This window comes from Caulobacter sp. BP25 (assembly GCF_002737755.1).
Taxonomy (GTDB): Bacteria; Pseudomonadota; Alphaproteobacteria; order Caulobacterales; family Caulobacteraceae; genus Caulobacter.
The window spans coordinates 1-15,453 of sequence record NZ_PEGH01000009.1; the positions used below are offsets into that span (position 1 = coordinate 1).

Sequence of the window (15,453 nt, forward strand, 5' to 3'; positions counted from 1 at the left end):
TGGCCTGTGCGTGCGAGTCCGCCCTGACCTTCGAAGCCATCATGGTGTGGCGCGAGGAGCTGGGCTCGGGCCGCATCCTGCTGCGCGAGGTCATCGACCTGGAAGGCACCTATGCCGCGATCAACGGCGTGGCCGCTCAGCCCGCCGCCGAGGACGACGACGGCGAACCGGCCGAGCCCGTCGACCAGGAAGCCGGCGGCGAGCCCAAGCCCGAGGGCGAGGGCGACGACGACGACGATTTCGACGACGGCGCGGGTCCGACCGTCAGCGCCATGGAAGGCGAGCTGCGCGAAGGCGTGATGGCCATCCTGGACGCCATCGCCAGCGAGTTCGAAAGCTTCCGCAAGCTGCAGGACAAGCTGGTCGGCAGCCGCCTGAAGGGCGAGGATCTGTCGGAAGCCGACCGCAAGGCCTATGAAGGCCTGTCGGCGACCATCATCCAGCACCTCAAGACGCTGAAGCTGAACAACAACCGCATCGAGGCGCTGGTCGAGCAGCTCTATGCGATCAACAAGCGCCTGATCGGCCTGGAAGGCCGCCTGCTGCGCTTGGCCGACAGCTACGGCATCAGCCGCGCCGAGTTCCTGAAGGCCTATTTCGGGTCCGAGCTGAACCCGACCTGGGGCGAGCAGGTCAAGGCGATGGGCGTGCGCTGGACCAAGTTCGTCGAGAACGACAGCCAGTCGGTGACCGACATCCGTGGCGAGATCGCCGCCCTGGCCACCGAGACCGGCGTGCCGATCGACGACTACCGTCGCATCGTCCAGACCGTGCAGAAGGGCGAGCGCGAAGCCCGTCAGGCCAAAAAGGAGATGGTCGAGGCCAACCTGCGTCTCGTGATCTCGATCGCCAAGAAGTACACCAACCGCGGCCTGCAGTTCCTGGACCTGATCCAGGAAGGCAATATCGGCCTGATGAAGGCTGTGGATAAGTTCGAGTACCGCCGCGGCTACAAGTTCTCGACCTACGCCACCTGGTGGATCCGTCAGGCGATCACCCGCTCGATCGCCGACCAGGCCCGCACCATCCGTATCCCGGTGCACATGATCGAGACGATCAACAAGATCGTCCGCACCAGCCGCCAGATGCTGCACGAGATCGGCCGCGAGCCGACCCCCGAAGAGCTGGCCGAAAAGCTGGCCATGCCGCTGGAAAAGGTCCGCAAGGTCCTGAAGATCGCCAAGGAGCCGATCAGCCTCGAAACGCCGATCGGCGACGAGGAAGACAGCCACCTGGGCGACTTCATCGAGGACAAGAACGCGGTCCTGCCGATCGACGCGGCCATTCAGTCAAACCTGCGCGAAACCACCACCCGCGTGCTGGCCTCGCTGACCCCGCGTGAAGAGCGCGTGCTGCGTATGCGCTTCGGCATCGGCATGAACACCGACCACACGCTGGAAGAAGTCGGCCAGCAGTTCTCGGTGACCCGCGAACGGATCCGTCAGATCGAGGCGAAAGCCCTGCGCAAGCTCAAGCACCCCTCGCGGTCGCGCAAGCTGCGGAGCTTCCTGGACTCGTAAGCATGTCCTAGGGCCTGTCCCGAGGAGCTAGCTCAAACGAAGACGCCCCGGTCCTGCGACCGGGGCGTTTTTGTTTTGGGCCTTTGAAGCCCTCTCCCCTTGCGGGAGAGGGTGGCCCGCAAGGGCCGGGTGAGGGGTTGCGCTGCGCTATCCGGAAAGGCCTTCCAACCCCTCATCCGTCAGCTTCGCTGACACCTTCTCCCGCAAGGGGAGAAGGATCACTCACGAAACTTCCCGCGCCCGCTTCTCCAACCGATCCGCCTGGCGCTCCATTTCATCCGCCTGGGCGGGCAGCCGGCGGGCCACGGCCTTCAGCTCCTCGTCCGTCACGGTCTGGCCGCGCGCGCGGTTCTCGGCGATCTGCTGGGCGCGGTAGGCCGGGTCGCGCAGGCGATGAGCTTCCTCGCGCATCTGGCGCGCGCCGGCGCGCATCTGCTCGGCGCCCCGGGCCATGTCGGCGCGAGACTGTTTCATCGCCACGGCCTGCGCGCGCTCGGCGGCCTTGCGGGCCTCCTCGCCGATGCGGCGGGCTTCCGCGGCCGAGAGGCGAACCTGCTGGGCGTAGACGCGCGCCTGGGCGCGAGCCTGAGCGCCGGCCTCCCGCGCGGCGGCCTCGATCTCATCGCGATGAGCCTCGACCTGGCGGCGGATCTCGTCGGCGTTGACGCGGGCGGCCTCGGCCTGGGCTCTGGCCCATTCGGCTTGCTCCCGCGCCTGGGCGCGGTCCAAAGCGGCCTGCTCCCGCGCCTGGGCCATGTCGTAGGCGTCAGCTGCCTCGGCCGCCGGAGCCGGAGGCGCGGGCGGGGCCGGCGGAGCGGCCAGCGCGGCCTCGGCGGCGGGCGCGGGCGGGACGGGCTCTGTTGGCGGGGCGGGTGGGGCGGGCGCGCTGGCGACCTCAGCGGGCGGAGCGGGCGGGATTGGCGGCGCGAGCTGCCGGGTCACGGCGAAGGCGGCCAGCGGCGCGGCGACCAGCGCCAGGGCGCCGATGCAGAGAGCGACGGTCAGCGGGCGGCGGCGGTTTGGCGTATCGATCATGATCTGGGCGATCCTCGACTTCAGCGTCCGGCTGTCGGCGGCCATCGGCAGCGAGGCGACGGGCGCGAGCAGCGGCGTGGGGTGGGCGGCCAGGCGGACCAGGGTGCGGGCGTAGAGCGCCCGGTCCACCGTGCCGAGCGCGGCGGCGTCGGCGGCTTCTTCCGAGCGCTGGCGCAGCACGGCGTGCAGCCGCCAGACCAGCGGGTTGAACCAGAAGATCGCCAGTACGACCCGCGAGATCACCAGGAAGATCCAGTCGTGGCGGCGCAGGTGGGCCAGCTCGTGGGCCATGATCGCCGGGGCGGTGTGGCGTTCGGCCAGGGTCGTGGGGTCGATCAGGATGGCGCCCGGCGCGACGCCCCAGCTTAAGGGACCGGCGACGCGGTCGGAGCAGACGAGGTTGGGGCGGTCGGCCGGCGGCAGGTCCTCGATCGGCGCCAGCCAGGCGGGGCAGGTCACGGGATCGGCCTTCTGGGTCCAGCGCGTCAGGGTGCGCAGGCCTAGCGCCAGCCGCGCGCCGATCAAGGCCGCGCCGAGCAGCCAAAGACCGCCCAGGATCGCGCCTGGTGTCATCCACTGCGGGGGGAGGGCGGTCGGAAGGTCCGTCGTGAGGTCCGACGCGGCCAGCACGGGCGCGTCCAACAACGGCGGCAGCAGGGCCAGCTCGATCGGCGGCAGGGCGTTCATGATCACCGGCAGGGCCAGCAGCAGGCACACCGTCCCGCGCAGGATGTCGACCCGCTCGACGGGGCGCTGGGTCAGATGACGCGACAGCGCCAGACCCGCGCCCGCGATCAGGCTGGACTTGACCAGCAGCGAAATCAGCAGCGTCCAGGTCATCGCATATCCCCCCCGTCCTTCGTCACCACGGCCTTGTCGATCATCGCTTCGAGCGCGGCGGCTTCCTGCGGCGTCAGCTTTTGGCCAAGGCCCAAGAGGGCGCTGGCGGCGCTGGCGGCCGAGCCAGCGAAAAAGGTGTCGATCAGCCGCCGAAGCGCCCCGACCGCGACGGTCTCGGTGGCCTGGGCGGGGCGATAGGCGACGCCGTGTGCTCCGGGCGTGCGCTCGACCAAGCTCTTGCTCTCGAGACGGGCCAGCAGGGTGCGGACGGCGGAGTCGCTCAAGGGGTCAGCGAGGGCGGCGCGGACCTCGGCGGTCGTACCGGTCTCGAGCCGGCAGAGCGTCTCGAAGACCTCGCGCTCGCGTCGGGGCAGGGCGTCGATCAAGGGCGGGCCTCCGCAGTCTGGGTTCGCTACATTCGTAGCGCTACATTTGTAGCGATGAAAGTGAACTCGCTGTAATGCGCAGGTTTCGGCAAGAGGGGCAGCGTTGTGGGGGAGCGCCGCCCCTCTCTCCCTTAGGCGTGTTCCAGCGTACGCGCCTGGGGCTGGTGGGCGTCGAGCGCCGCGTTCGGATTGGCCATCTCGGTCACCGCGTTGGCGAAGCCCAGATATTCGGCGGCGAAGTCCTGGGGCAGGATCTCGACCAGCCAGGCGTTCTCGACCCAGACCTCGATCACGTGGAAGCAGCCGCCGCGGTCACAGATATAGGCGTGCCAGCCCAGGGCGGCGGCGCGGTCCAGCACCTCTTGCCGCGCCATCGAGACGCTGAGCGCGAAGTGGGTCGGCGAGCGACGATCGGCGGCCTCGGCCTGGCGTTCGAAGACCGCGCCGGGCTCGCCGTTCGGGACCATGACGCTACCGGCCGGATAGATCTCGATGGCGGTGCCCAGGACGTCGCCCTTGAACACCATGTAGCTCCCTGGATTGGGTGGGAAGTCGACGACGGTCCCGCCCATGATGTCGGCGAAGAACTCGGCCACGCCTTTCGGATCGGCGGCGCTGACGGACAGATGATGGATCACGATATACCTCTTATGACTGGGCGCAGCGGGGCTCATGACGCGCGACGACCGCCGCGCGCCTTGGATAGGCTCGCCAATTGCTGTTCAAAAAACGGCGTTACGCGCCGAGGCGGCGGGGTTTACTGAGCCTGATATCGGGCCTCAACTTAAAAGACCTTCATGACCTCGAATTAACCTTGAGCGTGATCGCCATGCCGGTTGCGACGCGGCGCACGGGTTGATCCAGGACAATGCCAGCGCGGGGCGCTGCTGGCCTACCGAGGGCCGGAGGCGTCCATGTACTTAGAAGCGTTGGGTGGATGGCCAGGCGTCCTGGCTTTCGTGCTTGTTGTCAGCTGTATCGCGTCGATTTTCGGATTTCGGGCGCCGTGGTCCAGAGCGTCCGGAACGGCGGCGGAGCCGTCAATGCGCGTGACCAAGCGCGTCGGCGAGGCGCCTGAACGACGAGCCGCCGTCGTTCATCCGAGGTTCGCTGAGGCGGCCCAGGAAAGGCTGGAGCCGCTGCTCCGCGACCTGGTTCATCGCGCCAGCGCACACGGTTTCGAGGCGCGCCTTGAGGTCGCGGGCGAGGGGCAGGCGTCGACGTATCGCCTGGAGATCAAGCGTCCCGACCACTCCGCCGGCCAGCCATTGCCCTACATCGCCTTTTCAGCCGGCGGCGCCGGTCTGGTGGAGGTGATCTATGGCGGCGTGTATCCAGGCCCTGCTGATCACAACAGGCACGATACCGAGATCGGCTGGCGCACGGTGCGCTGGGACCAGGTCGACAACGTGCTGGCCAGCTTCGCGCACAAGGTGTTCGCCCGCTTCGACTAGCCTAGCCTCGGGTCGCGACCGTCGGCGAGGGCTTAACTAGAACCCCACAGCCTTCCGGCGCAGGCCCAGCTCGTCCAGTTGGGCGGCTTCGAAGGCACCCTGCTTCTTGGTGGCCAGGACCTTAGCCTGTTCGGCGACGTGTTCGTACTTCTTGAGGTTCTCGAAGGCTTCGGCGAGCGCGTCGCGGGCCCCGACCTCCTCTTGGTGGCACTGGTCGATCTGGACCAGCATCTCGGCGCGGCGGCGCTTATAGCCCTCGCGATAGCCGATCATGTACCAGCCGGCCGAGGCGTCGCCCTCGGCGCGCTTGCCTTCGGCCTCGGCCTCTGCGTCCAGCATGGCCACGCGCAGTTCGGACGCCGTGCGGCGCTCAACGATCTCGGCGAGGCGTTTCTGCAGGGTCTCGACTTCGTGGGTCGAGATGCGGATCAGCGAGGCGGCCCACTTGGTCATCAGTACTCACTCTGCAGGATCTGGCCCAGCAAGCCGAAAGAGTCGTCGAGACTAGTTGCCTCTTCCTTATCCTGGCTAAGGAAAGCCTCGATGGCGGGGTTCAAGCGGATCGCGCGGTCGACCACCGCGTCGGCCCCGGCGCGATAGGCGCCGATGCGGATCAGCTCTTCCATGTTCGAATAGGCGGCCATCACCTGGCGCGCGCCCTTGACGATGTCGCGCTCGTGCGGGAGCTGGCAGCCGGGCATGGTCCGGCTGATCGACTTCAGCACATTGATGGCCGGGAAGCGGCCGCGCTCGGCGATGGCCCGCTCCATGACGATGTGGCCGTCCAGGATACCGCGCGTGGCGTCGGCGATCGGCTCGTTATGGTCGTCGCCGTCCACCAGCACCGTGAAGAGGGCGGTAATCGGGGCGGCGGTGGTGCCGTCGGCGCGGATGGGCCCGGGGCCGGCGCGCTCCAGCAGCTTGGGCAATTCGGTGAAGACGGTGGGCGTATAGCCCTTGGTGGTCGGCGGCTCGCCGGCGGCCAGGCCGATCTCGCGCTGGGCCATGGCGAAGCGGGTCACCGAGTCCATCAGGCACAGAACTTCTTGGTCCTGGTCGCGCATGTACTCACTGATCGCCAGGGTCATGTAGGCGGCCTGGCGGCGGGTCAGGGCCGGCTCGTCCGAGGTGGCGACCACGACGACGGCGCGGCGCAGGCCCTCCTCGCCCAGGGTCTCCTCGACGAACTCGCGGACCTCTCGGCCCCGCTCGCCGATCAGGCCGACGACGACGGCGTCGCAGGTGGCCTCTTTCGCGAGCATCGACAGCAGCACCGACTTGCCGACGCCCGAACCGGCGAAGATGCCCAGACGCTGGCCTCGGCAGGTGGTGGTGAAGACGTTCATCGAGCGCACGCCCAGATCCAGGCGCTCGCCCACCCGGCCGCGCGCGTGGGCCGGCGGCGGAGGCGTCTTCAGCGGATAGGGAACCTCGCCCTGGGGCAGCGGCCCCAGTCCGTCGATGGGCTCGCCGAAGGCGTTGATGATGCGGCCCAGCCACGCCTTGGTCGGGCGGACCACGGCGCCTTCGGGGACGATGCGGATCTCCGCGCCCGGCGCGACGCCCTCGACGGGGCCGAACGGCATCAAGAGGGCGCGGGTCTCACGGAAGCCGACGACTTCGGCGGGCAGGGCGGTCTGGCCCAGACGCTCGATCTCGACGCGGGCGCCGACCGCCAGGCGGGTCAGGCCGCCGCGCGCCTCGATCAGCAGGCCGTTCACGGCGGCCACGCGACCATAGACGGTCAGCGGGTCGATGCGTTCAACGGCGGCGATGAGACTACGCAAGCTGGACCCCGAAAACCCCACGGCGGCGCCAACCTTGGCCATTCGCCCCCGTGTCGCCACAGTCGGGCAACGTGGTTAACCAGGTGTGAAATCAGCGGCCGACCGCGCTGTCTTTGGGTGCGACCAATTGGTCGGTGAAGAACCGGACCACGGCGGCGTTGAAGTCGCGATGGAAGGCCTGACGGTCGAAGCCGGGCCCGCTGGCGCACAGATAGGTCAGGTCGGCGGGCGGCGTCGTGGCGCAGGGCGCGAGGAAGTCGAAGTGTCCGGCCCCTGGGACCACGCGATAGTCGTGAGGACGCTTGAGGTTTTGGTGCACGGCCTCGGCGTAGTCGTCGCCCGGCAGGATCTGGTCATCGCCAGCCTTCCACAGCTGGACGGGCGCGGTGATCCCCTTGAGGCCGTTCTCGCCGAAGGTGAAGCCGAGCGCCGGCGCGGCGGCGACCACGGCCTTGATGCGCGGGTCGTGGACCCAGCGCGTGGTCAGGACCTCCGCTGATGCCGGACGCCTGGCGGTCAGCTTGCAGTCGAAGTTGCTGGGATGCTTCAGGCAGTGACCAACCATCCGCGACAGGTCCGGCTCGCCGCCCGCCGCCGCCAGCACCGTGAAGCCGCCGGACGAGAAGCCGAACGCGCCGACGCGCTCGGGATCCAGCTCCGCCTTTAGCGGCGAGGCCTCCAGCATCCAGCCGATCAGGGCCGAGAGGGCGGCCGGGCGGTCGGTCATGGCGGTCGCTCGGCTCTGGTCGCGATAATTGTCGCCGGGATGGGTGAGCGCCGCGACCACGAAGCCCGCTTCGGCCAGCGCCTGGGCGGTGTCGGCGTGGCCCGCGAAGGAGCCGCCGTTGCCGTGCGACATGACGATCAGCGGCAGGCGGTCGCCGACCACGGGCGCGCCGGTGGCGACCGTGTGGGCGTTGAGACCCAGCCTCATGGGCGAGGGCGCCGCGTCGGTCGGATACCAGACCCCGACCTCGACGGGCGAGGCGTCGGGGCGAGGCTGCTTAAGCACCATGAAGCCGGCGTTGGCGGCCAGGGCGGGGGTAGCGGCCGCAGTCAGCAGGGCGGCGGCGAGGAGGGCGCGGAGCGACATGTGGGTCCTTCAAGCAGATGGCGATGGCCCCGCTTTCGCCGGTGGGCCGGGGCCTCGCCAGCGCTTCTGCGCGAATGGGCGAACGGGTTCGCGAGCGGGCGAGCGGGCCCGGGCTGGCGACTCCGCCGATCCTCGATCTATAGGAGGAGCGATGATCGCCGCCCGCACGCCGCCGCTGCTGGGGACCGCCCGAGAATGGACGGTCGACCTGGTCGTGGCCGTGGGGATCGGCCTGCTGCTGGGGCTGATGGGGCCGTTCGGCAGCTTCTATAACGGCGGGGCCCTGGTCCGGATCGCCTACTGGGTCGGCAGCGTCGTCACCGGCATGATCGTGATCAGCGGCCTGGCGCGGCTAGGCCTGGCGCTGGCCTGGCGCCAGCGGTGGCCGGTCTGGCGGGTCCTGCCGGCGGTGGTGCTGATCGGCGCCCTATTGCAAGGCGCGCCGCTGCGCCTCGTCGCGGTGGCCCTGTGGCCCGAGATCGGTCGGCTGGTCTCGCCGCTGGCCTGGTACGGCCAGTGCGTGGCGATCACGACGCCGATCGTCCTGGCCTACTACTTCATCCGCATCCGCCCGCTCGTGCGCGCCCACGCGCGCGAGGCGCTGGTTCCCGAGGCGGCGCCCGCCGCGACCGTCGATCCCGCCGCCGTCCTCTATCTGAGGATGGAGGACCACTATGTCCGCGTTCGCACCGAGCGCGGTTCCAGACTCGAAATGGGGCCGCTGGCGCGGGTGACCGCGGGGCTTTCTGGCGTCGAAGGGCTACAGACCCATCGCTCTTGGTGGGTGGCGCGGCGGGCCATCGTGGGCGTCGAGCGCGACGGCCGGAACCTGCGTTTGCGCCTCGTCGACGGCCAGACCGCGCCGGTCAGCCGCGCGTCGGTGGCCAAGCTTCGCGCCGCCGGATGGTTGGCCGACGAAAACTCGACCTGAAACACCGCGTCGCGGCGTCGCAGGCTTTGGATCGGCTGCGGCGAGAAGAGCGCTGATGGCCTCAAAGCAACGGCCAGAATTCTCGCGACAGAACGCCGCAATAGTCGCTCCGCCGCCCTGTGGTACGACCTTCGATTAACGGTTGCGGACGCCCGGTGACGCTTGGCGCTTACCGGTTTCCGCCCCTGGCGAGCCTGTTTTGGAAGGCCCGGAAACGCTGGGTGCGACGCCTGCGACCAAAGTGCCAAAGCGTCAGCGGACGGCTTGCACCCGATTCGCAAATCAGATTAACCATTCAACCAAGACGAACATTCACCATTAACCAGTCTTAAATTAACTCTCCGGCAGGATGGCCGCAGGGTTTAACCGGCGGTATTCCGCCAAGACGTCGAATTACGCCAAAATTGGCGTGGAGGGGCTCATGCGCGTACTGTTGATCGAGGATGACAGCGCGACCGCGCAGACGATCGAATTGATGCTGAAGTCTGAAGGCTTCAACGTCTATACGACCGATCTGGGTGAAGAAGGCGTGGATCTGGGCAAGATCTATGACTACGACCTGATCCTGCTGGACCTGAACCTTCCCGACATGAGCGGCATCGACGTCCTGCGCACCCTGCGCGTGGCCAAGATCAACACGCCGATCATGATCCTGTCGGGTTCGTCCGAGATCGACACCAAGGTCAAGACCTTCGCCGGCGGCGCTGACGACTACATGACCAAGCCCTTCCACAAGGACGAGATGATCGCCCGCATCCACGCGGTGGTCCGTCGTTCGAAGGGTCACGCCCAGTCGGTCATCAAGACCGGCGACATCGTCGTCAACCTCGACGCCAAGACCGTCGAAGTGAACGGCAACCGCGTGCATCTGACCGGCAAGGAATATCAGATGCTCGAGCTGCTCTCCCTGCGTAAGGGCACGACCCTGACCAAGGAAATGTTCCTGAACCACCTGTACGGCGGCATGGACGAGCCCGAGCTGAAGATCATCGACGTCTTCATCTGCAAGCTGCGCAAGAAGCTGGCCGCTTCGGCCCACGGCAAGCACCACATCGAAACCGTCTGGGGCCGCGGCTACGTGCTGCGCGACCCGAACGAGCAGGTCAACGCCGCCTAAGGCGACTGATTTCAGTATGCGTACCCAAGACGCCCGCCGGAAACGGCGGGCGTTTTCTTTTTGGGTCAATGGCTTAGCTTGTATCTCCATCCGCCCCGTGACAAATCGACCGAACCGCCGAATAGTCCTTGTTGCGGGCTGCGGGGGCGACCATGGTCCGGCGCGAGAACGTCTGTAGGTTTTCCAGGCGCGTGACTACGACTTGCGCGGCGTCGACATCGACGGGGGCACGATGCAGGAATTTGATCCGCGACGCAGCGCCACGCGCTGGGCGCCGAGGCTCTTTACCGCCGTCGCTGGCTTGGCCGCGCTGGGCCTGGGCCTGAAGCTGACCGTGGACGACGTCAAGTCGTCCGCTGACAAGGCCCCGCTGGATCCCGCCGCCCTGGCCGCCCTGCAACACGCCGCCTTCGCCGGCGCCGAGGCTCAGCCCGGCTTCGAGCGTCCCGAGAACGTCGAGGTCAAGGTTCGCCCGGGCGAGACCCTCCAGGGCGCCGTGCAGCGCGCTGGCGTCGCGCCGGAAGAGGCCCGCCAGGTCGTCTCGGTGCTGCAAGGGGCGATCGACACCGTCAACATCAAGGCCGGCATGGCCTTCGAGACCGCCATCGCCCAGCGCCGCGACCAGCGCGGCCCGGCGCGGCTGATCGGCCTTTCGATGCGCGCCAGCCCGTCCTCGACCCTGACGGTCTCGCGCACCTTCGACGGCGCCCTGCGCCTGCGCGAGCTGGAGGAAGAGGTCCGCGACGAGAAGAAGGTCGCGTGCGGCGAGATGAACGGCTCGTTCTACGAGAGCGTGGCCAGCGTCGGCGGCACCCCCCAGGTGATCAGCCAGGCGGCCAAGCTGTTCTCGCACAAGATCGACTTCTCGCGCGACATCCAGGAGGGCGACCGCTTCTGCCTGGTGTTCGAGCGTAAGGTCACCGAGAGCGGCCGCACAATCGAGGCCGGCGACCTGGAATACGCTGAGGTCAAGGGCCAGAGGTTCTACGCCTTCGATCGCAGGGACAGCGATGGCAAGCCGCAGTTCTTCGACGAGATGGGCAAGAACATCAAAGGCTTCCTGCTGCGCACGCCGGTCGACGGGGCGCGGATCACCTCGGTGTTTGGCGTCCGTCGTCACCCGGTGCTGGGCTACACCCGCGCCCACCAGGGCGTCGACTTCGGCGCGGGCACGGGCACGCCGATCCTGGCCGCCGGCGACGGCGTTGTGGTGGAGGCCCGCCGCTGGGGCGGTTATGGAAACTGGCTGCGCATCCGCCATTCGGGCAACTGGGACACCGGCTACGGCCACATCTCGCGCTATGCTCCCGGCATCCGTCCGGGCATGAAGGTCCGCCAGGGCCAGGTGGTGGCCTATGTCGGTTCCACGGGCCTCGCGTCGGGCCCGCACCTGCATTACGAGATCTGGCAGCGCGGCCAGCGGGTCAATCCGATCGGCGCCAAGGTCCCGCAAGGCACGGTGCTGGCCGGCTCGGAACTGGCGGCGTTCAGGTCCCAGAAGGCCCACATCGACCGCCTTCTGGCCGACGGCGGAACGGTGCTGGACACGCCGAAGCTCGCCGCCGCCGACCTGGGCCAGGCCAAGACCGCGCTGCGGTAAGGTCTACTCCACCCCCGCCACGGCCAGCAGCGCCGCGAGGCCCACGCTCATGCCCTTGACGGTCGGGGCCTTCTCGATGTCGATCCATTCGTCGAGGGCGTGGGCGCGGCCACCCAGGAAGCCCGCCCCGATGGTCAGGGCCGGCACGCCCAGGCTCATCGGGATGTTGGAGTCCGTCGAGCCGGCATGGCGCGCGGGCTTGTAGCCGAGGGTCGTGATCGCCGCTTCGGTCAGGACCACGATGTCGGCCGTTTCGGGCGTGGCGCCGGCGGGGCGTTCGCCGATCACCTTGGCCGCGTAGCTGACCGCGCCGGCCTTGGTCGAGCGGGCCGCGTTCTCGCCGGCCACGGCCTTGTCCAGGATCCCGATCAGCGTCTGGTCCAGCTTGGCCAGTTCGGCGGCGCTTTCCGAGCGCATGTCGAACTCCATGAACACGTCGTGCGGGATCGAGTTCACCGAGGTGCCGCCGCCGGTGACGCTGGCCGAATAGGTGGTCTTCGGGGTCGTGGGCGGCTGGATGGCGTAGAGGTCGGTCACGGCCTTGGACATGGCGACCATCGGGTTGACGATGCCGAACGCGCCGTAGCTATGGCCGCCGGGACCCGAGAAGGTCACCCGATAGCGCTTGGAGCCCGTGCCCCGGTCGACGATCTGCTCGGGCTCGGCCCCGTCCATCGAGAAGAAGGCGCTGATCCGGCCCTTGTAGGGCCCCTTGTTGAACAGGTAGCGGACGCCGCGCAGGTCGCCGGGGCCTTCCTCGCCGACATTGCCGACGAACAGGATGTCCTTCTTGGTCTTGATCCCCGCCGCGTCCATGGCCCGCACATAGGCCAGCAGGGTTGAGAGCGCGCGGGTGTCGTCGCCGATCCCCGGGGCCATCAGGCGCGTGCCCTGGCGCTTGACCGTCACGTCCGTGCCTTCGGGGAAGACGGTGTCCAGGTGGGCGGCGATGACCACGAACGGGCCCGCGCCCTTGGTCGCGGTTCCGGGCCGCACGCCCATGACGTTGCCCTCGGCGTCCATCTCGACATGGGTCAGGCCGTGAGCCTTCAGCATCTCGAGATAGGCCTTGGCTCGCTTCTCCTCCTTGAAGGGCGGGGCGGGGATCTCGGTCAGGGTGATGATGTCGGCGACCGTGCGGTCGTAGTCGGCGTCGAGTTTGGCGACCGCCGTCTTGAAGGCCGGCGAGGCGACGATCTTGCCGACGGCCTTGGCTGGATCGGCTTTCGGCGCGGCCATCGCGGGCGCGGCCGTCAGGGCCAGGGCGAGGGCGGCGAGGGAGGCGGCGTGGCGAAGGGTCATGGCGGCGAATCCTTGGATGCGCCGCCAGACTAGACTGTCATCCCGGGCGGCGCGAAGGTCTGCGCACCCGATATCCAACCATACCCTCCCGTCATTCCCGCCCTCGTGGCGGGAACCCCTGTTTCAGCTCGCAAGGGCGGCGCCAGCGGACCGCCAGCGGACCGCCAGCGGTCCGCCCCATCCTCACTTGCGGCGGATAGAGAGGTTCCCGCCACGAGGGCGGGAATGACGGGGAATTTGGTGAGCGCTTGGATGTCTATCCGCCCTAGACCTTCAACACCGCCGGACCGCCCATCCACGGATCGCTGATCGAGTCCTTGCCGGTCTCGACCCGGCCCGAGACGCGCCGCAGCCAGGCCGGGGCGCCGTCGAGGCGGGCGGTGACGTCGTACCAGCCCTGGCGGGTCGGGAAGGCCTTGGTGCGGGTCTCGCCGGGGGCCAGGGTCACGCTCAGGCGCTCGCCGTCCAGGACCTCGACTGACAGGGCGCGCGGCGTCGGGCTGCTGTTGACGGCGCTGACCAGCAGGGCGTCGCCCTGGGCGCGGGCGTTGATCTCGACGCCTTCGCTGTCGCCCGCGAAGCGGCGGTGGAAGCCGTTCGGGCCCAGCACCCACAGGTCATAGGCGCCGGCCGGCCAGGTGTCCTCCAGGCTCGTGCCGGGCGCTAGGGTGTAGCGGCGCGGAGCCGCGTCCAGCCGCAGGCGGTCATAGACATGCAGCACGGCCGCCGCCGCGCCGGTGTTGGTCAGGATCAGCCGCGCCGCGCCATCCTGGACCTTGGCGTCCGCGACGAGCGCGTAGGGCAAGGCGCGCGAGGGCCGCGTTCCCTTGGCCTGAACGGGTGCGACCACCGTCGTCGGCGTCGGCGGCTTGGTGCGACCCAGGGCGTTGGCGCGCTTGGCCGCCTCGGCCGTCGGGGGCAGGGGCGCGAAGGGCTTGGCGTTCGGCGTCTTGAAGTCGAAGCAGGTGGTCAGGTCGCCGCAGACCGCGCGACGCCAGGGGGCAATGTTGGGCTCCATCACGCCAAAACGTGCTTCCAGGAACCGCACGACCGAGGTGTGGTCGAAGACCTGACTGTTGACCCAGCCGCCCCGGCTCCAGGGCGAGATCACATACAGCGGCACGCGCGGGCCCAGGCCATACGGGCGGCCCATCAGGTCGTCGCGCTCGGCCTTGGCCTCGGTCGGGTTGCGCACGTGGTGATGCATGCCGGTCTCGTCCACCGTCGAGCCGCCCAGCGGCTTGCCGTCGGCGCCGCGGCAGGCCGGCGAGGGTGGCGGCATGTGGTCGAAGAAGCCGTCGTTCTCGTCGAACATCACCAGGAACACGGTCCGCGCCCAGACCTTGGGATCGGCCGTCAGGGCGTCGATCACCCGCGCGGTGTAGTCCGCGCCCTGGGCCGGGCTGGAGGGATTGGGATGCTCGCTGTCGGCGGCCGGTGAGATGACCCACGAGACTTGCGGCAGACGGCCGGCCAGCACGTCCTCGCGCAGCTTGTCCAGATGATGGGTCGACAGGGCCAGTTGCTTCAGGCGCGGGTCCGAGCCCGGCAGGCCCTTGTGAGCGTCGCGATAGGCCTTGAACCCCGCCAGCGGGTTGTCGGTGAAGTTGTCGGCCATGTCCTGGTAGATGCGCCAGGAGACGCCGGCCTTCAGCAGGCGCTCGGGATAGGTGGTCCAGGTATAGGACTCCTTGGCCCCGCCCTTTTCGGCGAACTCATCGTGCGAGTTTGAGATCGACGGACCGCCGGCCTTGCCCAGCGGGTCATTGGTCCCGGTCCACAGGAACAGGCGGTTGGTGTTGGTCCCGGTCTGGGTGGCGCAGTGATAGGCGTCGCAGAGGGTGAAGGCGTCGGCCAGGGCGAACTGGAACGGGATGTCCGCGCGCTGGAAGTAGCCCATCGACCAGGGTTTCTTGGCGTCGGGCCAGCGGTCCATGCGGCCTTCGTCCCAGGCGTCCTGGGCGTCGGTCCAGCTGTGCGGCGTGCCCTCGACCCGCATGTGGGCGAAGGTCTCCGCGCTATTCAGCGCGAACGGGGCCAGCAGCTTGGTCTTGTCGTAGCTCTGCACGAAGACCGAGGCGTCCTGGCGGCCGGCCGCATCGCGCACGGGCGCTGGGAACCGGTCGCCAAAGCCCCGCACGCCGTTCAGCGTGCCGAAGTAGTGATCGAAGCTGCGGTTCTCCTGCATCAGGATGACCACGTGCTCGACGTCCTGGATCGTGCCGGTTCGCACATCGGCGTCGATCGCCGCCGCCCGCGCCAGCGCTGGCGGCAGGGTCAGGGCGCCGATGGCGGCGAGCAGGGCGCGGCGGTCGATCTGAGGCATGGCGGAACTCCGGTGAACTGCCGCGCACCTAGCATGGGTTCATCGTCAGTCCTGTGACAACT

Annotated in this window: 13 protein-coding genes and 1 pseudogene; 5 read left to right on the top strand and 9 right to left on the bottom strand. The window is 68.6% G+C overall.

All coding sequences use genetic code 11. From position 1 onward, the window contains the following. Window positions 1-1,520 (top strand): RNA polymerase sigma factor RpoD (gene rpoD / locus CSW59_RS05850; protein WP_099443159.1); only part of this gene is annotated, 1,520 nt, incomplete at its 5' end. Between the two features lie 222 nt (window positions 1,521-1,742). Here rpoD and CSW59_RS05855 read toward each other — a convergent pair. The 3 genes from CSW59_RS05855 to CSW59_RS05865 all read right to left on the bottom strand — a co-directional run bounded on the left by CSW59_RS05855 (window position 1,743) and on the right by CSW59_RS05865 (window position 4,419). Further along, complete coding sequence (locus CSW59_RS05855) at window positions 1,743-3,395, bottom strand: M56 family metallopeptidase (RefSeq protein ID WP_099443160.1); 1,653 nt, start codon at window positions 3,393-3,395, stop codon at window positions 1,743-1,745. Then, entirely contained in the window at window positions 3,392-3,781 is a 390-nt protein-coding gene (locus tag CSW59_RS05860; protein WP_099443161.1) for a BlaI/MecI/CopY family transcriptional regulator, read from the bottom strand. Before CSW59_RS05860 ends, CSW59_RS05855 begins: the two co-directional genes overlap by 4 nt. Before the next feature lie 131 nt (window positions 3,782-3,912). After that, window positions 3,913-4,419: a VOC family protein gene (locus CSW59_RS05865; RefSeq protein ID WP_099443162.1), complete on the bottom strand. Its 507-nt coding sequence runs from the start codon at window positions 4,417-4,419 to the stop codon at window positions 3,913-3,915. A gap of 405 nt (window positions 4,420-4,824) precedes the next feature. On the opposite strand from CSW59_RS05865, the gene CSW59_RS05870 reads away from it, so the two are divergent. After that, window positions 4,825-5,235 (top strand): hypothetical protein, encoded by a 411-nt coding sequence (locus tag CSW59_RS05870; protein WP_099443163.1) that lies wholly within the window; start codon window positions 4,825-4,827, stop codon window positions 5,233-5,235. A gap of 36 nt (window positions 5,236-5,271) precedes the next feature. Here the strand turns inward: CSW59_RS05870 and CSW59_RS05875 are convergent, their stop codons facing one another. The 3 genes from CSW59_RS05875 to CSW59_RS05885 all read right to left on the bottom strand — a co-directional run bounded on the left by CSW59_RS05875 (window position 5,272) and on the right by CSW59_RS05885 (window position 8,115). After that, on the bottom strand, window positions 5,272-5,688 hold the full coding sequence (locus CSW59_RS05875) for a flagellar export protein FliJ (RefSeq protein WP_099443164.1): 417 nt from the start codon (window positions 5,686-5,688) through the stop codon (window positions 5,272-5,274). Continuing rightward, a complete protein-coding gene (fliI, locus tag CSW59_RS05880) occupies window positions 5,688-7,022 on the bottom strand; it encodes a flagellar protein export ATPase FliI (protein ID WP_099443366.1) in 1,335 nt (444 codons plus the stop codon). Before fliI ends, CSW59_RS05875 begins: the two co-directional genes overlap by 1 nt. Window positions 7,023-7,113: 91 nt before the next feature. Continuing rightward, complete coding sequence (locus CSW59_RS05885; RefSeq protein ID WP_099443165.1) at window positions 7,114-8,115, bottom strand: CocE/NonD family hydrolase; 1,002 nt, start codon at window positions 8,113-8,115, stop codon at window positions 7,114-7,116. A gap of 151 nt (window positions 8,116-8,266) precedes the next feature. On the opposite strand from CSW59_RS05885, the gene CSW59_RS05890 reads away from it, so the two are divergent. From CSW59_RS05890 to CSW59_RS05900, 3 genes are all read left to right on the top strand, one after another. Then, window positions 8,267-9,046 (top strand): LytTR family DNA-binding domain-containing protein, encoded by a 780-nt coding sequence (locus tag CSW59_RS05890; RefSeq protein ID WP_099443166.1) that lies wholly within the window; start codon window positions 8,267-8,269, stop codon window positions 9,044-9,046. Between the two features lie 421 nt (window positions 9,047-9,467). Further along, window positions 9,468-10,163 carry a response regulator transcription factor CtrA gene (ctrA, locus tag CSW59_RS05895; protein WP_010920871.1) on the top strand — a complete coding sequence of 232 codons (696 nt, stop codon included), beginning with the start codon at window positions 9,468-9,470 and terminating at the stop codon, window positions 10,161-10,163. Between the two features lie 232 nt (window positions 10,164-10,395). Beyond that, a complete protein-coding gene (locus tag CSW59_RS05900; protein ID WP_099443367.1) occupies window positions 10,396-11,763 on the top strand; it encodes a peptidoglycan DD-metalloendopeptidase family protein in 1,368 nt (455 codons plus the stop codon). 3 nt (window positions 11,764-11,766) lie between these two features. Here the strand turns inward: CSW59_RS05900 and CSW59_RS05905 are convergent, their stop codons facing one another. The 3 genes and pseudogenes from CSW59_RS05905 to CSW59_RS05915 form a co-directional block, all read right to left on the bottom strand. Then, window positions 11,767-13,065: a M20/M25/M40 family metallo-hydrolase gene (locus tag CSW59_RS05905; RefSeq protein WP_201722729.1), complete on the bottom strand. Its 1,299-nt coding sequence runs from the start codon at window positions 13,063-13,065 to the stop codon at window positions 11,767-11,769. A 74-nt stretch (window positions 13,066-13,139) separates the two neighbouring features. Continuing rightward, window positions 13,140-13,297: pseudogene (locus CSW59_RS21765) on the bottom strand (hypothetical protein); the annotation flags it as partial. A gap of 33 nt (window positions 13,298-13,330) precedes the next feature. Beyond that, window positions 13,331-15,391 (bottom strand): phosphocholine-specific phospholipase C, encoded by a 2,061-nt coding sequence (locus CSW59_RS05915; protein WP_099443167.1) that lies wholly within the window; start codon window positions 15,389-15,391, stop codon window positions 13,331-13,333. Window positions 15,392-15,453 lie beyond the last annotated feature (62 nt).